21 protein-coding genes are annotated in these 21953 nt (G+C 64.1%); 16 read left to right on the forward strand and 5 right to left on the reverse strand.

The genetic code is table 11. The features are described from left to right. Positions 1–37: 37 nt before the first annotated feature. Genes secY through map form a run of 3 tightly spaced genes read left to right on the forward strand, consistent with a single transcriptional unit; the run spans position 38 to position 2803 of the window. Positions 38–1360: a preprotein translocase subunit SecY gene (gene secY, locus AC1C2Q_RS13405; protein ID WP_495431578.1), complete on the forward strand. Its 1323-nt coding sequence runs from the start codon at positions 38–40 to the stop codon at positions 1358–1360. Beyond that, the gene (locus tag AC1C2Q_RS13410; RefSeq protein WP_495431579.1) at positions 1357–1953 is read left to right on the forward strand and encodes an adenylate kinase; all 597 of its coding nucleotides are present in this window, start codon (positions 1357–1359) and stop codon (positions 1951–1953) included. The genes secY and AC1C2Q_RS13410 overlap by 4 nt, the downstream gene beginning before the upstream one ends. 1 nt (position 1954) lies before the next feature. Further along, complete coding sequence (map, locus tag AC1C2Q_RS13415; RefSeq protein ID WP_495431580.1) at positions 1955–2803, forward strand: type I methionyl aminopeptidase; 849 nt, start codon at positions 1955–1957, stop codon at positions 2801–2803. A 101-nt stretch (positions 2804–2904) separates the two neighbouring features. Here map and AC1C2Q_RS13420 read toward each other — a convergent pair whose 3' ends face one another. Then, positions 2905–7764 carry a hypothetical protein gene (locus tag AC1C2Q_RS13420; RefSeq protein ID WP_495450488.1) on the reverse strand — a complete coding sequence of 1620 codons (4860 nt, stop codon included), beginning with the start codon at positions 7762–7764 and terminating at the stop codon, positions 2905–2907. Between the two features lie 303 nt (positions 7765–8067). Between AC1C2Q_RS13420 and AC1C2Q_RS13425 the strand changes: the two genes are divergently transcribed. From AC1C2Q_RS13425 to AC1C2Q_RS13480, 12 genes are all read left to right on the forward strand, one after another. Next, positions 8068–8730 (forward strand): DsbA family protein, encoded by a 663-nt coding sequence (locus AC1C2Q_RS13425; protein WP_495450489.1) that lies wholly within the window; start codon positions 8068–8070, stop codon positions 8728–8730. A gap of 203 nt (positions 8731–8933) precedes the next feature. Beyond that, positions 8934–9155: a translation initiation factor IF-1 gene (infA, locus tag AC1C2Q_RS13430; protein ID WP_017201569.1), complete on the forward strand. Its 222-nt coding sequence runs from the start codon at positions 8934–8936 to the stop codon at positions 9153–9155. 61 nt (positions 9156–9216) lie between these two features. Then, positions 9217–9333: a 50S ribosomal protein L36 gene (gene rpmJ / locus AC1C2Q_RS13435; RefSeq protein WP_495431583.1), complete on the forward strand. Its 117-nt coding sequence runs from the start codon at positions 9217–9219 to the stop codon at positions 9331–9333. Positions 9334–9502: 169 nt separating this feature from the next. Further along, positions 9503–9877, forward strand: a complete 375-nt coding sequence (gene rpsM / locus AC1C2Q_RS13440; RefSeq protein WP_495431584.1) for a 30S ribosomal protein S13 — start codon at positions 9503–9505, stop codon at positions 9875–9877. A gap of 30 nt (positions 9878–9907) precedes the next feature. Next, entirely contained in the window at positions 9908–10306 is a 399-nt protein-coding gene (gene rpsK / locus AC1C2Q_RS13445) for a 30S ribosomal protein S11 (RefSeq protein ID WP_033106075.1), read from the forward strand. A gap of 126 nt (positions 10307–10432) precedes the next feature. After that, positions 10433–11422 carry a DNA-directed RNA polymerase subunit alpha gene (locus tag AC1C2Q_RS13450; protein ID WP_495431585.1) on the forward strand — a complete coding sequence of 330 codons (990 nt, stop codon included), beginning with the start codon at positions 10433–10435 and terminating at the stop codon, positions 11420–11422. A gap of 34 nt (positions 11423–11456) precedes the next feature. Beyond that, positions 11457–12161 (forward strand): 50S ribosomal protein L17, sunset domain variant, encoded by a 705-nt coding sequence (rplQ, locus tag AC1C2Q_RS13455; RefSeq protein WP_495450490.1) that lies wholly within the window; start codon positions 11457–11459, stop codon positions 12159–12161. 109 nt (positions 12162–12270) lie between these two features. Beyond that, positions 12271–13065 carry a sulfite exporter TauE/SafE family protein gene (locus AC1C2Q_RS13460; protein WP_495450491.1) on the forward strand — a complete coding sequence of 265 codons (795 nt, stop codon included), beginning with the start codon at positions 12271–12273 and terminating at the stop codon, positions 13063–13065. A gap of 32 nt (positions 13066–13097) precedes the next feature. Next, the gene (locus tag AC1C2Q_RS13465; protein WP_495450492.1) at positions 13098–13583 is read left to right on the forward strand and encodes an FAS1-like dehydratase domain-containing protein; all 486 of its coding nucleotides are present in this window, start codon (positions 13098–13100) and stop codon (positions 13581–13583) included. Further along, positions 13580–13978, forward strand: coding sequence for a MaoC/PaaZ C-terminal domain-containing protein (locus AC1C2Q_RS13470; protein ID WP_495450493.1), 399 nt, complete (start codon positions 13580–13582; stop codon positions 13976–13978). The genes AC1C2Q_RS13465 and AC1C2Q_RS13470 overlap by 4 nt, the downstream gene beginning before the upstream one ends. Positions 13979–13984: 6 nt before the next feature. Then, the gene (locus AC1C2Q_RS13475) at positions 13985–15121 is read left to right on the forward strand and encodes a UDP-N-acetylmuramate dehydrogenase (protein WP_495450494.1); all 1137 of its coding nucleotides are present in this window, start codon (positions 13985–13987) and stop codon (positions 15119–15121) included. A 137-nt stretch (positions 15122–15258) separates the two neighbouring features. Next, entirely contained in the window at positions 15259–15654 is a 396-nt protein-coding gene (locus AC1C2Q_RS13480; RefSeq protein ID WP_495431595.1) for a VOC family protein, read from the forward strand. A 167-nt stretch (positions 15655–15821) separates the two neighbouring features. On the opposite strand, the gene AC1C2Q_RS13485 is transcribed toward AC1C2Q_RS13480, so the two are convergent. From AC1C2Q_RS13485 to AC1C2Q_RS13495, 3 genes are all read right to left on the reverse strand, one after another. Then, positions 15822–17021 (reverse strand): pyridoxal phosphate-dependent aminotransferase, encoded by a 1200-nt coding sequence (locus AC1C2Q_RS13485; protein WP_495450495.1) that lies wholly within the window; start codon positions 17019–17021, stop codon positions 15822–15824. Positions 17022–17071: 50 nt separating this feature from the next. Beyond that, a complete protein-coding gene (locus AC1C2Q_RS13490; protein WP_495450496.1) occupies positions 17072–17506 on the reverse strand; it encodes a hypothetical protein in 435 nt (144 codons plus the stop codon). 124 nt (positions 17507–17630) lie between these two features. Beyond that, entirely contained in the window at positions 17631–18041 is a 411-nt protein-coding gene (locus AC1C2Q_RS13495; protein ID WP_495450497.1) for a hypothetical protein, read from the reverse strand. Between the two features lie 127 nt (positions 18042–18168). Between AC1C2Q_RS13495 and AC1C2Q_RS13500 the strand changes: the two genes are divergently transcribed. Beyond that, entirely contained in the window at positions 18169–19896 is a 1728-nt protein-coding gene (locus tag AC1C2Q_RS13500) for an acyl-CoA dehydrogenase family protein (RefSeq protein ID WP_495450498.1), read from the forward strand. A 216-nt stretch (positions 19897–20112) separates the two neighbouring features. Here the strand turns inward: AC1C2Q_RS13500 and aceB are convergent, their stop codons facing one another. Beyond that, positions 20113–21765, reverse strand: a complete 1653-nt coding sequence (gene aceB / locus AC1C2Q_RS13505; protein ID WP_495450499.1) for a malate synthase A — start codon at positions 21763–21765, stop codon at positions 20113–20115. Between the last annotated feature and the right edge of the window lie 188 nt (positions 21766–21953).

Raw genomic sequence — 21953 nt, forward strand, 5'->3', positions numbered from 1 at the left:
CATTGTGGACTGGCAACCCTTTTCAGGAGGAACGCCCTTGTTTAGCGCTATCGCGCGGATCTTCCGCACACCCGACCTGCGTCGGAAGATCGGTTTCACCCTGGCGATCATCGCCCTGTACCGGCTTGGTTCGCATGTCCCAGCTCCGTTCGTGCATTTTCCGAACGTCGAGGAGTGTCTGCGCGTCAGCGCGGGCGCTGAAGGACTGCTGAGCCTCGTCAACCTGTTCTCTGGCGGAGCCCTGCTCCAGCTTTCGATCTTCGCCCTGGGCGTCATGCCCTACATTACGGCGACGATCATTACCCAGCTGCTGCGCGTGGTCATTCCGCACTTTGAGGCGCTGCACAAGGAGGGTCAGGCAGGTCAGGCCCGACTCACCCAGTACACGCGTTACCTCACCATCGCTCTCGCTCTGCTGCAGTCGACAACGCTCGTTACCGTGGCACGCAGCGGTCAGCTGTTCGGCACGACCGACGTCGCGGCATGTCAGCAGCTGTTGACCAACGATGTGTGGTGGGCGCAGCTGCTCATCATCATCGCGATGACCGCCGGCACCGGCCTCATCATGTGGTTCGCCGAGCTCGTCACCGAGCGCGGCATCGGCAACGGCATGTCCCTGCTGATCTTCACGTCGATCTCTGCGACGTTCCCGTCGGCGATGTGGGCCATCTTCGAGTCGAACGGCCTGGAAGTCTTCCTACTGGTTCTCGCGGTCGGTGTGGTGGTCACTGGCCTGGTGGTGTTCGTCGAGCAATCGCAGCGAAGAATCCCCGTGCAGTATGCCAAGCGCATGGTCGGTCGTCGCACCTATGGTGGCACGAACACGTACATCCCGATCAAGGTGAACATGGCGGGTGTGATCCCGATCATCTTCGCTTCGTCGCTGCTGTACATCCCGATGCTCATCGCGCAGTTCAACACTCCGCAGGACGGCACAGAGCCGGCCGCATGGGTTGTCTGGATCTCGCAGAACTTCACCACCGGTGACCAGCCGCTCTACATGGCGGTCTACTTCCTGCTGATCGTCGGGTTCACTTACTTCTACGTCGCGATCACGTTCAACCCTGTCGAGGTCGCCGACAACATGAAGAAGTACGGCGGGTTCATTCCCGGCATCCGGGCAGGACGCCCGACAGCCGAGTACCTCGACTTCGTGATTACTCGCGTCACGTTCCCCGGCTCCATCTACTTGGGTCTGGTCGCACTCATCCCGCTCATCGCGCTGGCGACAGTCGGAGCCAACCAGAACTTCCCGTTCGGTGGCGCCTCGATCCTCATCATCGTCGGCGTGGGTCTTGAGACCGTCAAGCAGATCGACGCACAGCTTCAGCAACGTCATTACGAAGGGCTTCTCCGTTGACAGCATCCGCACGACTCCTCATCGTCGGCCCACAGGGCTCAGGCAAAGGCACCCAGGGTGTGCGCGTCGCCGAGGCGTTCGGTGTTCCGGTGGTCTCCACCGGTGACATCTTCCGCGCGAACATCAAGGGCGGAACGGAACTCGGCGCGAAGGTGAGCGAGATCACTGCGCGCGGAGATCTCGTACCGGATGCGCTGACGAGTGAGATTGTGCGGGATCGCCTGTCTCAGGATGACGCGGCTCAGGGCTTCCTGCTGGATGGCTACCCGCGCAACACCGTGCAGGTCGGCCACCTCGACGAGTTCCTCTCCGGGCGCGGCGAGGCGCTGGATGCCGTCATCCTGCTGGATGTGGCACGCGAGGAGAGCATGTCCCGGCTTTCGCTTCGTGCCGCGGAGCAGGGGCGTGCGGATGACACCGAAGCCGCCATCGCGCACCGCCTCGACATCTACGAGAACGAGACCGCGCCGATCATCGACGTCTACGAAGCACGTGGCATCGTCGACCGGATCGACGGCGTCGGCTCGCTCGACGAGATCTTCGAGCGGATCACCGCGGCGCTGAACGCCCGCGGCCTGCACGCTTCGGCCTGACATGTTCCGCCGCTCTCTGTATAAGTCGCCGGCGCAGCTGCGGGCGATGGTCGAACCCGGCCTCATCACCGCGGCGTCATTGGATGCTGCGGCCGCCCTTATCCGGCCGGGAGTCACGACCGCCGAGGTGGATGCTGCGGCATCCGAAGCGATCACCGCACGTGGTGCGGAGTCGAACTTCAAGCTCGTGCGCGGGTATCGGCACACCACCTGCATCTCGGTGAACGAGGAGGTCGTTCACGGGATCCCCGGCTCTCGCGTTCTGCAGGCGGGAGACATCGTCTCCGTCGACAGTGGCGCGCAGTTCCAGGGATGGAACGGCGACAGCGCAAGGACATTCATCGTGCCTGGTGCGGCTGACTCTGTCGTACTCGCGCGGCGCGAAGAGCTATCGCGAGTGACCGAAGGTTCGATGTGGGCGGGAATTGCCGCCATGGCATCCGCTCGTCATCTCGGCGATATCGGCGCCGCGATACAGGAGTACATCGAGTCGCAGGGACCTTCTGAGGTTTCCGGGCAGACCTACGGCATCCTGCGTGAGTACGTCGGCCATGGCATCGGACGCAAGATGCACGAGGCCCCCAGTGTCTTCAACTACCGCACTCCTGATCCAGGGGCCGAGGTGAAGCCCGGGCTGGTGCTCGCGATTGAGCCGATGGTCACCGCCGGGGGAGAAGAGACCCTGGTCGAAGACGACGACTGGACCGTCTCGACGGTAGACGGAACCGATGGCTCGCACTGGGAGCACAGCGTGGCCCGCCACGACGGTGGCATCTGGGTGCTGACTGCGGCGGACGGCGGCGCCGCTGGCCTCGCCCCCTTCGGCGTGGTTCCGGTCCCCCTGGCCTAGGCGTGGCGGTGCCGTCGCCGCTCGGTTTCGGGGCGGTTCCGCGACATCATGCATGAGGCCCCGGCGGAAGTATCCACCGGAGCCCCGTATGTTGCTGCTGCTTACTTGACTTTGGCCGTTGCTTTGCTGGTCTTCGACGCTGTCGTGTAGGCGGTCTTCTTGCCGGTGACCTTGACCGTGATGGTCTTGCCCTTCTGCGCGGCGGTCAGCGTGAGCGTCGACTTCGTAGCCTTGTTGATCGCCACACCGCTGGCGTACCACTGGTAGGTGAGTTTGGTGCCGCTCGTCCAGGTGCCGGGCTTCGCGGTCAGCTTTTGGCCGACTTTTACCGTGCCGGAGATGGTCGGGGTTGGTGCGGTCAGCGTTGCGGTTGCGACCTTGCCGGTTGCTTTGCTGGTCTTCGACGCTTTGGTGTAGCCGGTCTTGGTGCCGGTGACCTTGACCGTGATGGTCTTACCGGCTTGGGCCGCGGCCAATGTGTATGTCGAGGCGGTTGCTTTGCTGATCGCCACACCGCTGGCGTACCACTGGTAGGTGAGTTTGGTGCCGCTCGTCCAGGTGCCGGGCTTCGCGGTCAGCTTTTGGCCGACCTTCACCGTACCGGAGATGGTCGGCGTCGCCGATGTCAGCGTTGCGGTTGCGACCTTGCCGGTTGCTTTGCTGGTCTTCGACGCTTTGGTGTAGCCGGTCTTGGTGCCGGTGACCTTGACCGTGATGGTCTTACCGGCTTGGGCCGCGGCCAATGTGTATGTCGAGGCGGTTGCTTTGCTGATTGCGGTGCCGCTGGCGTACCACTGGTAGGTGAGTTTGGTGCCACTCGTCCAGGTGCCGGGCTTCGCGGTCAGTTTCTGGCCGACCTTCACCGTGCCGGAGATCGTCGGGGTTGTTGCGGTCAGCGTTGCGGTTGCGACCTTCGCGGTTGCGGTGCTGGCCTTCGACGCGGTTGTGTATCCGGTGAGTGTGCCGGTGACCTTGACTGTGATGCTCTTACCCACCTCGGACGCGGTCAACGTGTACGTCACCGATGTCGCACCGCTGATGACGGTGTCGTCGGCAGACCACTGGTAGGTAAGTTCAGCGCCCGCCGTCCACGCGCCCGGCTTCGCCGTCAGCTTTTGCCCATTCGTCGCGGTGCCCGAGATCGTGGGCGTCGCGGAGGTGAGCGTGCCAGCAGCGACGTTGGCCGTCGCGGCGCTTGTGGCAGACGCCGAGGTGTATCCCGGCAAAGAACCCGTCACCTTCACGGTGATTGCTTTGCCCTGCTCCGTTGGGCTCAGCGTGAGTGTCGATGAGCTCGCATCGCTGATAGCGGTGCCGTCCGCATACCACTGGTGCGCGAAGCTTGGCATCGGCGACCATGTGCCGGGCGTAGCGGTCAGCTGCGAACCCACCTTGGCCGTACCGGAGATAATCGGGGAGCCGACTATCAACGTGTCCGAGTCATCGCGGAGTGATCCATTGATGCCGGTAAGCACCTGACCCGCATTGACGGTGATCACGGTTGCATCTTCGAATGAGTTCGCGTCCTGCCACCACTCATCGAAGAGAGCTCGGTCCCATGAGTAGATGCGGAGCTTGTAGTCGCCGGGCGCAAGCCTCGTTGCCGAGTACGTGCCGTCTGTTCGGACGGATGCGTACGAGACCCAGGCCTGGTCGTCCGCGCGGTACACATCAATAGCTGTGCCACCCGACTCCGTGTCGAAACCATCAGGGAACTCGATCGTCCCCGAGATCGACGCACCGGCGTCAAGCGTCGCGTCGACGCCTTCTCTGAGCTCCGCGTCACTGAGGACGATCTCCGCTGCAGATTCGAAGTCGAGGGCGTCCTGCCACCACTCCTCGACGATGTTGTGCTCGTAGGAGGAGTTGAAGTGCAGCTTGTAGGTGCCCGCGTTCAGGCCGGTGATGGAGTAGGAACCATCCTCGCGGACTGAGGCGGAGGCAACCCCCTCGTTGCCATTGCTCGTGTACGCGGTGACGTAGGCGCGACCACCGTCTGTCGGGTCAACTCCTGCCGGGAACGTCACTGTTCCGGAGATCGTCGCACCGGCATCCAGCGTCGCGTCGACGCCGTTCCTGAGCTCCCGCGCATCGAGGATGATCTCCGTCGCCGACTCGAAGTCGGCAGCATCCTGCCACCATTCCGTGACGACGTTGCGCTCGTAAGAGGAGAATAGCAGCTTGTATGTGCCGGCTTTCAGGCCGGTGACGAAGTAGGAACCATCCTCGCGGACTGTTGCGTTGGCAACCCATCCGATGCCGTCGTCGGTTGAGGTGTACACGGTAACGCTTGTGTTGCCGAGTGATGTGTCAATTGAGTCGGGGAAGGTGACCTGCCCAGCGATCGATGCGGCAGCTTCCAGCGTGGCGTCAACGTCTGTCCGTGCTTGACCTGCCGCCACGGTGATCACGGTCGCGTCCTGGAATGAGGTCGCATCCTGCCACCACTCATTGAAGAGGCCACGGTCCCATGAGTAGATGTGGAGCTTGTAGTCGCCGGCCGGGAGTCCCATCGCCGAGTACGTGCCGTCTTCTTGGACGGATGCGTACGCTACCGATCCCTGGTCGTCCGCGTGGTACACGTCAACAGCTGTGCCGCCCGAATCCGGGTCGACACCATCAGGGAACTCGATCGTCCCGGAGATCGTCGCACCGGCATCCAGCGTGGCGTCGATGCCGTTCCTGAGTTCCCGCGTATCGAGGATGATCTCCGTCGCCGATTCGAAATCGAGGGCGTTCTGCCACCATTCCGTGGTGACGTTGAGCCCGTTGGACTCGAACTGCAGCTTGTACGCACCGGCGTTGAGGCCGGTGATGGAGTACGAACCATCCTCGCGAACTGATGCGTCGCCAGCCCATTCGTTGCTATTGCTCGTATAGGCGATGACGTTTGTGGAACCACCGGATGCCGGGTCCACTCCGGTCGGGAACGTTACTGTGCCGGAGATTGCCGCACTGGCATCCAGCGTTGCATCGACGTCGGCCTGCAGCTCCCCGTCATTGAGGACGATTTTCGTCGCCGACTCGAAGTCCGCGGCATCCTGCCACCACTCGTCGAAGACATCGCGCCCGTTCGAGTCGAAGTGCAGCTTGTAGTTACCAGCGCTCAACCCGGTGATCAAGTAGGAGCCATCTTCTTCGACTGAGGTGCCGGCGACCCATTCGTTGCCGTTGTCCGTCAGGGTGTACACGGCAACACTTGTGTACCCGAGCGCGGTGTCGACAGATTCTGGGAAGGTCACGTGGCCAGAGATCGTTGCGGCAGCTTCCAGCGTCGCGTCATTATTAGTGCGAGCCTCTCCTACCGCCAGCGTGATCACGGTCGCGTCCTGGAATGAGGTCGCATCCTGCCACCACTCATCGAAGAGCCCGCGGTCCCACGAAGAGATGCGAAGCCTGTAGTCGCCAGCCGCAAGCCCCATCACCGAATAGGTGCCGTCTTCCAAGACATCTGCGCCCACGGACGAGTTCGGGTCGTCGGCGCGATACACGTCAATACTGGTGCCGCCCGATGCCAGGTCGACTCCAGCAGGGAACACGACTGTCCCGGAGATCGACGCAGCAGCATCCAGCGTCGCATCGACGCCGTCCCTGAGTTCTCCATCTGCCAGGACGATCGCCGTCGCCGATTCGAAGTTGGCAGCATCCTGCCACCATTCTTCGACGACGTCGCGCTCATAGGAGCTGAACAAGAGCTTGTACGCACCGGCATTCATGCCTGTGATGGAGTAGGAGCCGTCCTCGCGTACTGACGTCTCAGCAGTCAGTCGGTATCCGTCCTCGGTCGGACTGTACGCATACACGTATGTATACCCGAGCGTCGTGTCAACAGACTCCGGGAACGTGACATGGCCCGAAACTGACGCACCTGCATCGAGGGTCGCATCGATGCCGGTCGCCGCCTGCCCAGAGACCAAAACGATCGCACGTGCGGAGCCGATGTCCACGGCATCCTGCCACCACTCAGTCGCGATGTTGCGATCATAGGAATCGAAGCTCACCATGTAGGTGCCTTCAGCCAGACCTCTGATCGAATAGGCGCCAGTTTCCTCCACGTAGGCCGATGCGTAGGTCTCGTAGCCATCGTCCGTCATAACATTCGCGCGCGCGTAAGTGTCTCCGGAGTCGGGAGCACTCCCACCGGAGAATGTGACGTTGCCAGAGATCGACGCACTTGCATCGAGCGTCGCATCGATCTCCATCGCTGCTTCGCCATCGCCGAGCGTGATGATAGTCGCCGAGTCAAAGTCGAACGCTTCGTCCCACCACTCGTTTAACGTGACGGTATCGAACGAGGAGAACTCCACCTTGTAGTCGCCAGCCGGTAGGCCGGTGACGCTGTACTCACCGTCTCCGCCCGGGGAAGCTTGACCACTCCATTCCCAGTCGTCAGCGGTGTAGACGCTGACATATATGTCGCCCAGATCCACACCTGTGGGGACTGCAACGATTCCGGTGATTGAAGCTGTGGCCTGGGTAGCGTCGAGCAGAGAGCGGTTGCGCTCCTTTGCCGGAGTGCTCGGGGTCGGTGTCGACGTTGCGGTCGGAATCGGCTTCGCTGTCGGGGTCGGTTCGGTGGATGCCTTCGGAAATGGCTCGTCGGTCGCAGTTGGCGTCGGCGTCGCAGAAACGGTCGGTTCTGGTGCCGCAGATGCGGTCGCAGTTGGCGTTGGCGTTGGCGGTGTGGGCGTCGCGCTCGGCTCCGTGACGGGTGCCTGCTCAGAAGGCTCCTCGGTCGAACCGGTGTCAGTGGCGTCCTGCGGAACTACCTCTACGACATCCTGCTCAGGGAGGTCGACCTCTTCGGCCTCTGCAACATCGGGCGCAATTACCGAAGCTGTCGACTCGGGTGACGGTGCCAGTTCGTCGGCGCTGGCAGGTGTGGCGATGGCCAGAAGAGAAGCGACGAGAAGACCTGCTGTCGCTGTCGCAACGGCGCGCAACCGGATACCACTGTTCATTTTTTCCCCGTTTCAGGCGGCGCGTGCTCTACCCCGTGGAGCACTCCCCACGCCGCATTCCTGACCTTAGGGGAATCTCATAGGTTCAGGGAAGTCCAAACGCGCAAATAGGATGTGCGGACCCTTCAGTACGAAGATCGCGGTCGACGGCGCCACGCAGAAGATGGTCGCGCAGTGGCACGCGGGTGTCTCACAACGGGCGCATAGATAATACCGGCAGGATTGATCAAGTACGGGTGCGCACAGCACCCCCTCATACTCCCGGACTTGCGCATGGCGCGAGCCTCGAAAGATCGGAAAGAAATGGCTGCTGCTGCCAAGAGCAACACCAACTGGTTCGCCGTCGGAATCTCGATCGCGGTTGTTGTCGTCCTCGTCGCTCTCGGCGGCCTGGTCGTTTTCCTGAACAACCAGGCGAGTGCCCCAGGCACCGCGCCCGCAAGCGCGATCGTCAATGAAGAGACCGGCGCGATCAGCTTCGGTGAGGGCGAAACCGAAGTCGACACGTTCGTCGACTTCATGTGCCCGATCTGTGGCGACTTCGAAGACACCTACGGCGAGCAGCTGCAGACCGCTGCGGCCAACGACGAGATCACGCTTAACCTCCACCCGATCTCGATCCTTGACCGCTACTCGCAGAACACCGAGTTCTCCACTCGTGCTGCGGGCGCGGTCTACTGCGTCGCGGCCGAAGCACCCGACTCCGCGCTGGACTTCTTCAACCTGCTGTTCGAGAACCAGCCGGAAGAGAACAGCACCGGCCTCACCGACGACGAGCTCGCCGCTCTCGCAGACCAGGTCGGCGCCGGCGATGCAGTTGACTGCATCGCAGACGGCACGTACATGGACTTCGTCGGAGACCAGACAAAGCAGCACGACATCGCAGGCACGCCGACCGTCGAGATCGACGGCGAGCGGCTCGAGAACGCTGACATCGGCACGCGCTTCGCCGAGATCCTCGGCTGAGACACTCGCACTTCAGCGTCGAAAAGGCGGCCCGTTCCCCCGGGTGCGGCCCGTCTTTCACGCTCAAGTTGCCGGATCCCATCCAGACGGATAGGATAGAGCGTTGGTGCCTTGTGCCCGGTTTCGGCGTGTCCGTCCGGGGTGGCGCCAATAATCATCCATCCAACGCAGATCGACCAATCTGCAGAAGCGTCAGCGAGGCTATGGCTAAGAAAGACGGTGTCATCGAGATCGAGGGCGTGATCTCGGAGGCTTTGCCCAACGCGATGTTCCGCGTTGAACTCAGCAACGGGCACAAAGTCCTGGCAACGATCTCCGGAAAGATGCGGCAGAACTACATCCGCATCATCCCCGAAGACCGCGTGGTCGTGGAGCTCAGCCCCTACGACCTGACTCGCGGCCGTATCGTCTACCGCTACCGCTGATCGGTCGAGAAGTAACGGCACGCCTCAACGGCGTGCACGAAGACAGCGAACAGGAAACACAATGAAGGTCAAGCCCAGCGTCAAGGCCATGTGCGATCACTGCAAGGTGATTCGTCGCCACGGCAACGTCATGGTGATCTGCAAGAGCAACCCGCGCCACAAGCAGCGCCAGGGTTAAGTCTCTTGTGGGGGTCGTCGGCTCCGCCGACAGACTCTCTTCAGGTCTGACTCACAACTCAATACGCAACTAGGCAGGATCAAGATTCCACGCAAGTGGGGGACACCTCGGGAAAGAGGCCCGGGTCCACATCCTGCCCCACACCTCTACTCATCCCAGGAGATACCGCATGGCACGTCTTGCCGGCGTTGACATCCCGCGCGATAAGCGCGTGGTGATCGCCCTTACCTACATTTACGGCGTTGGCCGTACCCGCTCAGTCGAGATCCTCAAGGCGACCGAGATCGACGAGTCGATCCGCGTCAAGGACCTCAGCGACGAGCAGCTGATCATCCTTCGTGACTTCATCGAAGGCACCTACAAGGTGGAGGGTGACCTGCGCCGCGAGGTTGCAGCCGACATCCGCCGCAAGGTCGAGATTGGCTCCTACCAGGGCATCCGCCACCGTCGTGGCCTGCCCGTTCACGGACAGCGCACCAAAACCAACGCCCGTACCCGCAAGGGCCCGAAGCGCACCGTCGCCGGCAAGAAGAAGGCCCGCTAAGTAGCGGCCAGGGAATAGGAGAATAATTTCATGGCTGCACCTAAGGCCGCCGCGCGCAAGCCGCGCCGCAAGGAAAAGAAGAACATCGCATTGGGCCAGGCCCACATCAAGTCGACGTTCAACAACACGATCGTTTCGATCACCGACCCGTCTGGCGCTGTCATCAGCTGGGCATCGTCCGGTGGAGTGGGCTTCAAGGGCTCGCGCAAGTCGACCCCGTACGCCGCTGGTATGGCTGCCGAGTCGGCCGCCCGCCAGGCTCAGGAGCACGGCGTCAAGAAGGTTGACGTCTTCGTGAAGGGTCCGGGTTCGGGCCGCGAGACTGCGATCCGCTCGCTGACGGCCGCTGGCCTCGAGGTTGGCTCGATCCAGGACGTCACCCCGCAGGCGCACAACGGATGCCGCCCGCCGAAGCGCCGCCGCGTTTGATTTGGCTGTTGCGAGGGATGCTTCGGCATCCCTCGCTCCGCCCATCCCAGGGCACCTGACTTTCAAAACTCAAAACCTCACCCCACACGTGTCATATAGCGGACATGTGATCGAAAGGAACCCAGAGTGCTTATTGCACAGCGTCCCACGCTGACCGAGGAAAAGATCGCCGAGAACCGCAGCCGGTTCATCGTCGAGCCGCTCGAGCCCGGTTTCGGTTACACCATTGGCAACTCGCTGCGTCGCAGCCTGCTTTCGTCGATTCCTGGCGCTGCTGTCACCAGCATCCGCCTCGACGGCGTGCTGCACGAGTTCAGCACCATTCCCGGTGTGAAGGAAGATGTCACTGAGATCATCCTCAACATCAAGCAGCTCGTCGTCTCGAGCGAGCGCGACGAGCCCATCACCGCTTACCTGCGTAAGACCGGTGCAGGCGAAGTGACCGCCGCTGACATCTCGGCTCCGGCCGGTGTCGAGGTTCACAACCCCGAGCTCGTCATCGCAACGCTCAACGACACCGCCAAGTTCGAGCTCGAGCTCACCATTGAGCGTGGACGTGGCTACGTGTCGGCGACGCAGAACCGCAACGAGTACGCCGAGGCCGGTCAGATTCCTGTCGACTCGATCTACTCGCCGGTCCTCAAGGTCAGCTACCGCGTCGAGGCAACTCGTGCCGGTGAGCGTACCGACTTCGACAAGCTCATTCTCGACGTCGAGACGAAGAACAACATCGCCCCGCGCGATGCTGTCGCTTCGGCTGCGAAGACCCTGACCGAGCTGTTCGGCCTCGCTCGCGAGCTGAACGTTGAGGCAGAGGGCATCGAGATCGGCCCGGCACCTGTGGAGCCCGTGCTCTCCAGCGAACTGTCGATGCCGATCGAAGACCTCGACCTGTCGGTTCGTTCCTACAACTGCCTCAAGCGTGAGGGCATCAACTCGGTGTCTGAGCTCGTGGCACTGTCGGAGACCCAGCTCATGAACATCCGTAACTTCGGCCAGAAGTCGGTCGACGAGGTGCGCGACAAGCTCATCTCGCTCGGTCTGTCGCTCAAGGATTCGGTGCCCGGCTTTGACGGCGCCCACTTCTACGGCGCAGGCGAAGACGAGTCCTTCTGACCTCCCCGAAATTCTGACCAGGAGTTAGATCAATATGCCTAAGCCCACTAAGGGTCCCCGCCTCGGAGGCGGCCCCGCACACGAGCGTCTGATGCTTGCCAACCTGGCAGCCGCGCTCTTCACCCACAAGTCGATCAAGACGACGGAGACCAAGGCCAAGCGCCTGCGTCCCTACGCCGAGCGACTGGTTACCTTCGCCAAGCGCGGAGACCTGCACGCGCGTCGTCGCGTTCTGGCCGTCATCGGTGACAAGAGTGTCGTACACACTCTGTTCACCGAGATCGCTCCGCTGGTCGCCGAGCGTGAGGGTGGCTACACCCGCATCACGAAGGTCGGCAACCGCAAGGGCGACAACGCCCCGATGGCAGTGATTGAGCTCGTTCTCGAGCCCGTCACGCCGAAGGTCAAGAAGGCCGCCGCGGCTGCCCCGAAGGCTGAGAAGGCTGCTCCGGCCGCCGAGGCTGACAAGGCCGCCGACGCCGGTGCCGAGTCGCAGGAAGAAGGCGCAGCTGCTGAGGCTGCCGCCGTTGCTGCACTCGTCGACGGTGGCTTCGGTGAGGATTCCGCCGAGGCTCTCGAAGACGGCTCCGCACCGGAGGGCTTCGACATCAAGGGCAACAAGGACTCGATGAAGTTCCACCGCCCCGATGGTCAGTGGTACGAGCAGACCGTTGCTGAGGTCTGGTTCCGCACCGCCGAGGCCGCTGAAGCAGCAGGCTTCGTCGAGGCTGGCAAGTAACCTCACGCGTCTGACGAGCCCGTCGCCCCCTCCGGGGGTGGCGGGCTTCGTCGTGTAGCCACGTTTTCTGGGAGTAGGGTTGTCACGTGCGTAGGACGATGCCTTGAATATGACTGACTCCGCTCGACCGCACCGCGGCCCACGCGCCTACCTCTCTTTCATCTTCATCGGGCTGCTCGCCGGACTCCTCTCCGGACTCTTCGGCGTCGGCGGAGGAACGGTCATCGTGCCGATGCTCGTGCTGATGCTCAGCTTTGACCAGCGCATCTCCGCTGGAACCTCGCTCGCGGCGATCGTGCCGACAGCGAGCGTCGGCGTCATCTCGTATGCGGCATCCGGATCAGTCGCCTGGATCCCCGCGATCATCCTCGCCGCAGGCGCAGTGATCGGCGCGCAGATCGGCACGCGCCTGCTGCCGAAGATCTCGCAGAGCGCGCTGCGCTGGGGTTTCGTCGGCTTCCTCCTTATCGTGATCGTCTCGCTTTTCCTCGTCGTCCCCTCGCGTACAGCAGAACTTGACCTCGGATGGCTGAACGGGACGGCTCTCGCGCTCGTCGGTGTCGGCACCGGCACCATCGCCGGACTCATCGGAGTCGGCGGCGGAGTGATCGTCGTTCCGGTGTTGATGCTCGCCTTCGGCACGAGCGACCTCATAGCGAAGGGCACGTCGCTGCTGATGATGATTCCGACCGCGATCTCCGGCACGATCGGCAACCTCCGCCACCGAAACGTCGATCTGCTCGCCGCTGGCATCATCGGTCTCTCGGCCTGCACAACGACAGCGCTTGGAGCATGGCTGGCAACGCTCATCGATCCATTCCTCGGCAATATGCTGTTCGCCGCATATCTCGTCGTGATCGCTGTGCAGATGACGATCAAGGCGCTGCGTACGCGCAAGCGCTGAGGACTCATCGGCGCGGTCGGTAGACTCATCTAGTGCCTGTGAACTCCGAACTGGTCGGCCGAGAATTCCCGCCGACGCCGCCATACCTGGTCGGCCGTGAGAAGGTGCGCGAGTTCGCGCGTGCCGTCTTCGCCGACGCTCCGCTGCACACCGATGTCGAGGCGGCTCGCGCGCTCGGTCATGCCGATGTCGTAGCTCCCCCCACTTTCGCGATGGTGGTCCAAGACCTCACGCTGCAGCAGCTGCTCAGCGAGCCGGGCTCCGGCATCGTCCTGGCCCGTACCATCCACGCCGAGCAGCGCTTCGCATACACCCGACCGATCGTTGCGGGCGACGAGCTCACCGGACGACTCAAGGTCACCGGCATCCGCATGATGGCAGGCAACGCGATGATCACCAGCGAAGCGGAGATCACGGATGCCGCGGGCGGCCATGTCGTCACGGCGACGAGCGTACTATTGGTCGGCTCTGATGAGAACGACGGCTCTGATGAGAACGACGGCGAGGGAGACGCATGAGCTATGCAGTTGGAGACGTGATCGCTGAGCGAACCGTCCACCTCACGCGCGAATCGCTGGTCCGCTATGCGGGCGCCTCTGGCGACTTCAACCCGATCCACTACCGCGATGACGTCGCGGCATCCGTCGGTCTTCCTGGCGTTCTCGCGCACGGCATGCTCACGATGGGCATCGCCTCGTCGGTCGTTGTCTCGGCGCTCGGCGATGTCGCGAAGATCACCGACTACGGCGTGCGCTTCACACGCCCGGTTGTTGTTGACCCCTCGACTGGCGCGGATCTGTCGGTGTTGGCGAAGGTCGGCGCGGTCGATGAGACCACCGTGCGCATCGACCTCACCGTCAAGCACGCCGACGCGACCGTGCTCGTCAAGGCGCAGCTGCGCGTTTCAATCTGAGTGCGCATGACTGAGATCACCCCGATCCCGCTCGCGCAGCTGACGACGCTGCGCACCGGCGCCGCGCCAGAGCGGATGCTGGATGCCACGACCACCCCTGAGCTCATCGACGCACTGCGCGAGACCTGGGCACGAGGAGACGAGTGGTTCGTGCTCGGCGGCGGGTCGAACCTGTTCGTCGGCGATGAGCCGTTCGAAGGCACGGTCATTCGGATGCTGACCTCGGGGATCGAGCCGATCCCTTCACCGCATCCGGGGCGTGCGCGCGTGCGTGTGCAGGCCGGACACAACTGGGACGACCTGGTCGCCTACACAGTTGAGCACGGCCTCGCCGGCATAGAGGCGATGAGCGGGATTCCTGGAACGGTCGGCGCTGCCCCGGTACAGAACGTCGGTGCGTACGGGCAGGAGATCCAGGAGACGCTGGTCGAGGTCGAGCTGATCGACGAGTCCACCGGCGAGGTCACCACGGTGCCGGCGGCCGAACTCGGACTCGGCTTCCGCACGTCCGTGCTCAAGCATCACTACGACGGTGTCCCGCTGCGACGCGGCGTGATTCTGTCGGTCACCCTTGATCTTGCCGAGGTCGGCGAGGCCGGACGCGTGGTGCGCGGCGAGCAGCTGCGTCGCGCTCTGGCACTCACGGGGGAGGACGCTGTGCCGATGAGCTGGGTGCGTGAGCAGATTCTCCGCATCCGCGCATCCAAAGGCATGCTGCTCGACCCGTCAGATCCAGACACAGCGAGTGCAGGATCGTTCTTCCAGAACCTGATCGTGGCGGAATCTGTGGCGAAGCAATTGCCTCCGGAATGCCCGCGGTGGCCGGTAGCGCCCGATCTCGACGCGGTGACGATTATTCCGCTCGAGGCATATGACGGCTACGTGCCGCCGACACGCACCGTGCGCAGCGAGGTCAAAGTCAGCGCGGGCTGGCTCATCGAGAACGCCGGGATCTCCAAGGGATTCAAGCTGCCGCGATCACGTGCCGCAATCTCGACCAAGCACGCCCTGGCCCTCACGAACAGGGGAGGGTCGACCGCGGCTGAGCTGGCTGAGCTCGCCCGGTACATCCAGGCCCGCGTGCACGCCGAGTTCGGCCTACTGTTGCAACCAGAACCGGTGCTTGTCGGCGTCGAGCTGTAGGGCGGGAGGGTCGGGGCGGCGTGCCGTCTGCCCGAAATCAGGAACTTGTCCCCAGGGCAGGAGGAATCTCAGCATCCGTCCTGATCTGGGGCTGTCCTCCTGATTTCAGGAGGCCTCGCGGGGGTACACTCACTCGCATGAGTGGACTCGTCCCATACCTGTTCTTCCCCGGCAATGCCGCAGAGGCGTTGACCTTCTACAAGGGCGTCTTTGGCGGTGATCTGACGCTGTTCTCATACCAGCAGTTCAATCGCACCGACGGGCCAGCCGATGCGATCGCACACGGCATGCTTGCGGGTGAGGTGGTGCTTTTCGGTGCGGATGCCGGTCCAGATCAGGATGCCGTCCACATCGTCGGTGCGACCTTCTCGCTGCTCGGCACGGCAGAGCCGGACGTGCTGCGGGAGTGGTTCGCGAAATTGACCGTCGGCGGCACGGCCGTCGATCCGCTGCAGCAGCGGCCATGGGGTGACTACGACGGTCAGGTCACTGACCGCTACGGCATCCGCTGGCTGATCGGGTATCAGGAGTAGTTCGCCGCCGCGGCGCGACGCCGACGCCCCCTCGCATCCCCGACGCTCCTGGCTACCAACGCGCGCAACAGGGGGCGCGGGCGGCAACGGGGGGCGCGGGCGGCAACAGGGGGCGGCGGCGGCATCTGCGCTAGCCAGCGAGATCCGGGCGCCGACGACAGGCGCGCCTATGCGAACAGTCGCTGCAGCCGCTGCACGCCCTCGAGCAGCTGGTCATCGCCCAGCGCGTACGACAGCCGCAGATAGCCGGAGGGGCCGAAGGCCTCGCCCGGAACCACGGCGACCTCGGCCTGGTCAAGGATCAGGTCGGCGAGCTCGAGCGACGTCGTCGGAGTGACGCCGCCCCAGGTGCGACCGAGCAAACCCTGCACATCGGGGTACACGTAGAAGGCGCCGAGCGGGTTCGGCACACGCACGCCGTCGATCTTCGACAGCTCCGCCACGATCAGGCGGCGACGGCGATCGAAGGCCTCGCGGAACTGCTCCGACTCGGTCTGCGGTCCGGTGAGCGCGGCGATCGCTGCGTACTGCGCGACGTTGTTCACGTTGCTTGACAGGTGCGACTGCAGGTTGCCGGCGACCTTGATCGCGTCGGCGGGGCCGACCATCCAGCCCACGCGCCAGCCGGTCATGGCGTAGGTCTTTGCGACGCCGTTGACGAGAATCGTCTGGCCCGCGAGTGCCGGAACGGCCTCGACGATCGAGGTCGCCTTGACGCCCTCGTAGGTCAGGTTCTGGTAGATCTCATCCGAGATGACCCAGATTCCGTGCTCGAGCGCCCACTCGCCGATGGCCTTGGTCTCCGCAGCCGTGTACACGGAGCCGGTCGGGTTAGAGGGAGAGACGAAGACGAGCACCGTCGTGCGAGACGTGCGCGCGGCTTCGAGCTGCTCGACGGTGACCTTGTAGTCCTGGTCGGCGTCGGCGAACACCTCGACGGGGATGCCGTCGGCAAGCGCAATCGCCTCGGGATAGGTGGTCCAATACGGCGCAGGCAGCAGCACCTCATCGCCGGGATTCACCACAGTCTGGAACGCCTGATATACGGCCTGCTTGCCGCCGTTGGTCACGATGACCTGGCTCGGCGCGACCTCAAGGGCGGAGTCGCGAAGCGTCTTCGCCGCAACGGCCTCGCGCAGCGCGGGGAGCCCTGCCGCCGGCGTATACCGGTAGTTGGCAGGATCGGCGAGCGCGACGGCCGCGGCATCCACGATGAACTGCGGGGTGGCGAAATCAGGCTCGCCCGCAGCATAGGAAATGACGGGCTTGCCCGCGGCCTTCAGGGCCTTGGCCTTGGCGTCGACCTTGAGGGTCGCTGACTCGGCGATGGCGGACAACTTGCGAGAGAGAGGGGCGCGTTCGGTCACGCCTCAAATGCTACTCGGATGCGTCACGCTCCGTAACTCGATGGCGCTGGTCACGCTCCGTAACTCGATGGCAACGCGCAGTAGTCTGCGAAGCGCTGCGTGGGGTTCGCGGGATCCGTGACATCCACCAGAGCGGATGCCGCAGCATGCGGTGGCTCCTCGCCAGCGAGCTGCCACACGGTGAAGTGCCACATCCCTCGGGCGCTCTTGCTGAGCAGTTCGGCGGGCCCAGACACCACCAGCACGGCTTCGGATGCCGCGGCCGCCCGGAACGGTGCGACGATGGCGCCGCGTAGTTCGTCCTCATCTCCATCGGTGCTGTGTGCGCGTTCGACGGTTTCCCCGGCATTCGCCAGTGCAGCAGCGAGCGCGTCGGCGGCCTGACGGGAGCGCTCGGCATCCACTCCGGCGACCGCCAGCAGGCGGCGGCCCTTCTTGTAGTGCTGCAAGAACTGCTCGGCGATGTCATCCCAGACTCCGGTCATGCCCTCAGGGTACGCCCGGTCCGATGACGGCCGGCGCTCATGACGGCTGGTGCTCTCATGACGGCTGGCGCTCCGATGAAAGGCCGGCGCTCATGACAGCCGGCGCTCAGATCAAGCCCGGCGCTCACATGAAGGCCGGTGCGAAGGGCCAGGGGAACATCCCCACGGTGGCAAGCAACACCGCCGCGGTCGTGAATGCGGCGATGGTGATCATCGCCCATATGATCTGCGGTCGTCGATCCGATGAACGGATGCCGAGCACTATGCCGCTGACGAATAGCAGGGCGAGCAGCCACCAGCTCAGTGCGAACGCGTAGACGATGAGCGTGGGAAGGAGCAGTCCTTCGGCGGGCAAGATCTCCTCCAGAACGAACAGGGCTACCGTGCACAGCGCGCCGAGAATCGACGCGCTTCCGGCGGTGGCAAGCATCGTAAGCGCCACGGCGCCTCGAACGGATGCCTGCGCGGATGCCGTCGCGGATACCTGAGCCGATGCCTGCGCGGGTGCCGTCACTCGAGCGGATGGGGAAGCCATGACGAGCACGGTACCCGCTTCACTGCCCGACGCGCAGAGTTATCCACAGCGCATGCGCGTCGGCTCTGGCCGTGGGACTCAGTCTCAGCTAACATGGGTCGGAGTCTCTCAATGTCAGGAGTCGTCGATGACCGCCAGCACCCCCTACATCCCGCCCGTCGCGGACTATGCCTTCCTCTATGGGGAGGCTTTCGGCCGCGACATCGTCGCCACGGCATCCGATGGAGCGCTCAGCGCCGAAGACGCCGTCGAGATTCTCGCCGGTGCCGGAGAGTTCGCCGCATCCGTACTGGCACCTCTCGACCGAGTAGGTGACGACGTCGGAGCGCGGCTCGTCGACGGCACAGTCCACCTTCCCGAGGGCTTCGCCGAGGCATACCAGGCGCTCGTCGAAGCGGGCTGGGTGAGCGCGACTGCCCCAGAATCCGCCGGCGGCGATGGGCTGCCCGAATCCGTCGGCGCAGGACTCGGCGAGATCTGGAACGCTTCCAACGCGGCGTTCGCGCTCTGCTGGATGCTGGGATCTGGTGCGATCCACGCGCTCGATGCCGCGGCATCCGATGATCTGCGCGAGACCTACCTGACCAAGCTCGTCAGCGGCGAGTGGACCGGCACCATGAACCTCACCGAGCCGGAGGCCGGCACCGACCTCGGCGCAATCCGCACCATGGCGACCCCGCGCGAAGACGGCACGTATGCGATCCGCGGGCAGAAGATCTTCATCACCTGGGGCGACCACGACGTCGCGGAGAACATCGTGCATCTCGTGCTCGCGCGCACTCCGGATGCTCCGGATGGTGCCAAGGGGCTGTCGCTGTTTGTCGCGCCGCGCATCATGGTCGGCGCCGACGGTTCGTTGGGGGAGCGCAACCCGATCGAGACTGTCGCGATCGAGCACAAGCTCGGTATCCATGCCAGCCCGACCTGCGTGCTGTCATATGAGGACGCGACCGGCTACCTCGTCGGTGAACTGCACGGCGGACTCGCCGGCATGTTCGTCATGATGAACTCCGCCCGCGTCGGCATGGGGCACCAGTCGACCGGCATCTCGGATCGCGCCTACCAGGGCGCTGCTGACTACGCCGCCGGCCGCCTGCAGGGACGCGTTCTCGACCGCCCCGCAGGCGCCTCGATCGCAGAGCACCCGGATGTGCGCCGCATCCTTCGCTCCATGTCGAGCCAGGTCTTCGCGATGCGGGCGTTGTCGGTGTTCGTCGGTGACCTCTTCGATCGCGCCGAGAACGACGAAGACGTCCTGCGCATGGCCGAGCTGTTCGTGCCGATCTTCAAGGGCTGGGCGAGTGAAGAGGCGCTGCGCGTTACCAGCGACGGCATCCAGGCGTACGGCGGTATGGGCTTCATCGAAGAGACTGGCGCGGCCCAGCACTACCGCGATGCCCGCATCGTGCCGATCTATGAGGGAACGACGGCGATCCAGTCGAACGACCTCATCGGACGCAAGGTGCTGCGCGACAAGGGCGCGACGGTCGCCGAACTGTTCACGCAGATCGAGCAGACCGTGGTGGCACTCGGTGTCATTGACTCGGACGTCGCCGCGCGCACGGCTGACCGGCTGACCCGTGCGCTCGCCGCGGCGCGCAGTGCGACCGCCAGCATCCTCGGATTCGCTGATTCGGCGCGTGATGCCTATGCCGTCAGCGTTCCCTACCTCATGCTGCTCGGCACGCTCGCCGGTGGCTGGATGCATGCACTCGCCGTGATTGCGGTGTCCGCACACTCGGCTCCTGCAGAAGCGGATGCCGCGCGCCTCACCGACGCCGACTTCTACGGTGCCCACCACCTGTCCCGTGTGCACGCACTGGCAGAGACGGTCACCGCCGGCGAGATCGCCTGACGCGAGACACCATCGGCTGCAGCGGGCGACATCGGCTGCGTGTGGCGACATCCGCTGCGTGAGACACCATTTGCCGAGTGGCGCGACATCGGCCGCGTGAGACACCACGGCATTGATGGTGTCTCACGCAGAACCTGTCGCGGAACGTCGGGAATGGTGTCTCACACACGACGGAGGGCCGGATGCCTGAGCATCCGGCCCTCCGTGCATCCAGGGTCAGTCGGTCTCAACCAAGAACTTTGAGTATGCCGACAGAGTCAGGAACGCCGGGAACTCCTTACCCAGCGACACCTCACGGAACACCTCTGCGGCATCGTCGAAGCGGTCACCGGCCGAACGTGTTGCCTGCGCCAGCACTTCGCCGATCAGACCCTCGATGTACTCGGCCGTGATGCGGGTGCCGTCCTCGGTGGCGCGATCCTGGTGGATCCACTGCCACACCTGCGAGCGCGAGATCTCGGCGGTCGCGGCATCCTCCATCAGGTTGTCGATCGCCACCGCGCCGAGTCCGCGCAGCCAGGCCTCGATGTAGCGAATCGCAACCGACACGTTGCCGCGGACGCCAGCCGCAGTGATCGGGCGCCCGATGCGCAGGTCGAGCAGGTCGCTTGCCCGCACGTTCACGTCGTCGCGCTGGCGATCGATCTGGTTCGGGCGGTCGCCCAGCACTGCGTCGAACTCCGCCTGAGCCGTGGGGATCAGGTCAGGGTGCGCCACCCAGGTGCCGTCGAATCCGTCACCGGCTTCGCGCTTCTTGTCTGCGGAGACCTTTTCGATGGCGGCTGCCGTCACCTCTGGATCGCGGCGGCTCGGGATGAATGCGCTCATGCCGCCGATCGCGAAGGCGCCGCGCTTGTGGCACGTCTTCACGAGCAACTCGGTGTAGGCCCGCATGAATGGGACGGTCATCGTGATCTCGCTGCGGTCCGGCAGCACGAAGCGTGCGCCGCGGCCGCGGTAGTTCTTGATGATCGAGAAGATGTAGTCCCAGCGTCCGGCGTTCAGCCCTGCGCAGTGGTCGCGCAGCTCGTACAGGATCTCGTCCATCTCGAACGCCGCGGGCAGCGTCTCGATCAGGACGGTCGCGCGGATCGTGCCGTGCTCGATGCCGATGTAGTCCTCGGCGAAGGTGAACACGTCATCCCACAGCTTCGCCTCTTCGCTGGACTCGATCTTGGCGATGTAGAAGTACGGGCCGCGACCAGAATCGATCAGCGCCTTCGCGTTGTGCAGGAAGTAGAGCCCGAAGTCCACCAACGACGCGGATGCCGCCATGCTGCGGCCCGTGCGATCGATGAAGGTCAGGTGCTTTTCGACGAGGTGCCAGCCGCGCGGACGCATCACGATCGTCGGGGTCTGCTCGGCCGTGACCTCGTACACCTTGCCCTCGGGGGAGGTGAAGCTCAGCTCGCCGCGGATGGCATCGCGCAGCGACAGTTGGCCGCCGATCACGTTCTGCCAGGTAGGGCTCGTGGCATCCTCTTGGTCAGCAAGCCAGACCTTCGCACCGGAGTTCAGCGCGTTGATGGTCATCTTCGGGTCGGTCGGGCCGGTGATCTCAACGCGGCGATCTTCGAGTCCGGGGCCGGCGCCGGCAACGCGCCAGTTGGCGTCGTCGCGGATGTGACGAGTGTCGTCGCGGAAGCTGGGGTCGTGGCCGCTGCCGATCTCGAAGCGGCGACGCATGCGGTCGGCGAGCCGGTCGTGACGGCGCGAGGCGAAGCGGTGGTGCAGCTCGGTGAGGAACGCGATCGCCTCGGGGGTGAGGATCTCATCGAACCGTTCGCGCACGGGCCCGGTGACGTGGAGGGCCGGCCCCTGCTGGATTGTCTGGGTTGGAGCGGTGGTGGGTGCAGCTGACGTGTGCATGATGAGGTCCTTTCATGAGGTGCGTCTCAGAAGATGCGGGTGCGGCTGGAGCGGAGCCGCACTTTCTGTGACGCGGAGGTGGAGGATGTTTCAGAAGGTGCGGGTGCGGGCGGTGGTGACCCGCATCTTCTGAGACATGGGCTTGATGGCCCAGGAGGCGGTGGTGAGAGCTGAGTGGCTTGACACCC

Source organism: Microbacterium sp. Y356 (assembly GCF_059445355.1).

Excerpts from the sequence above, each read along its gene's own strand:
- rpsM (WP_495431584.1), top strand. The coding sequence starts at position 9,503 with ATGGCACGTCTTGCCGGCGTTGACATCCCGCGCGATAAGCGCGTGGTG.
- AC1C2Q_RS13495 (WP_495450497.1), bottom strand. The coding sequence starts at position 18,041 with ATGGCTTCCCCATCCGCTCGAGTGACGGCACCCGCGCAGGCATCGGCT.
- AC1C2Q_RS13425 (WP_495450489.1), top strand. The coding sequence starts at position 8,068 with ATGGCTGCTGCTGCCAAGAGCAACACCAACTGGTTCGCCGTCGGAATC.
- AC1C2Q_RS13480 (WP_495431595.1), top strand. The coding sequence starts at position 15,259 with ATGAGTGGACTCGTCCCATACCTGTTCTTCCCCGGCAATGCCGCAGAG.
- rpsK (WP_033106075.1), top strand. The coding sequence starts at position 9,908 with ATGGCTGCACCTAAGGCCGCCGCGCGCAAGCCGCGCCGCAAGGAAAAG.
- AC1C2Q_RS13500 (WP_495450498.1), top strand. The coding sequence starts at position 18,169 with ATGACCGCCAGCACCCCCTACATCCCGCCCGTCGCGGACTATGCCTTC.
- AC1C2Q_RS13475 (WP_495450494.1), top strand. The coding sequence starts at position 13,985 with ATGACTGAGATCACCCCGATCCCGCTCGCGCAGCTGACGACGCTGCGC.
- AC1C2Q_RS13470 (WP_495450493.1), top strand. The coding sequence starts at position 13,580 with ATGAGCTATGCAGTTGGAGACGTGATCGCTGAGCGAACCGTCCACCTC.
- rpmJ (WP_495431583.1), top strand. The coding sequence starts at position 9,217 with ATGAAGGTCAAGCCCAGCGTCAAGGCCATGTGCGATCACTGCAAGGTG.
- rplQ (WP_495450490.1), top strand. The coding sequence starts at position 11,457 with ATGCCTAAGCCCACTAAGGGTCCCCGCCTCGGAGGCGGCCCCGCACAC.
- infA (WP_017201569.1), top strand. The coding sequence starts at position 8,934 with ATGGCTAAGAAAGACGGTGTCATCGAGATCGAGGGCGTGATCTCGGAG.
- AC1C2Q_RS13420 (WP_495450488.1), bottom strand. The coding sequence starts at position 7,764 with ATGAACAGTGGTATCCGGTTGCGCGCCGTTGCGACAGCGACAGCAGGT.
- aceB (WP_495450499.1), bottom strand. The coding sequence starts at position 21,765 with ATGCACACGTCAGCTGCACCCACCACCGCTCCAACCCAGACAATCCAG.
- map (WP_495431580.1), top strand. The coding sequence starts at position 1,955 with ATGTTCCGCCGCTCTCTGTATAAGTCGCCGGCGCAGCTGCGGGCGATG.
- AC1C2Q_RS13490 (WP_495450496.1), bottom strand. The coding sequence starts at position 17,506 with ATGACCGGAGTCTGGGATGACATCGCCGAGCAGTTCTTGCAGCACTAC.
- AC1C2Q_RS13460 (WP_495450491.1), top strand. The coding sequence starts at position 12,271 with ATGACTGACTCCGCTCGACCGCACCGCGGCCCACGCGCCTACCTCTCT.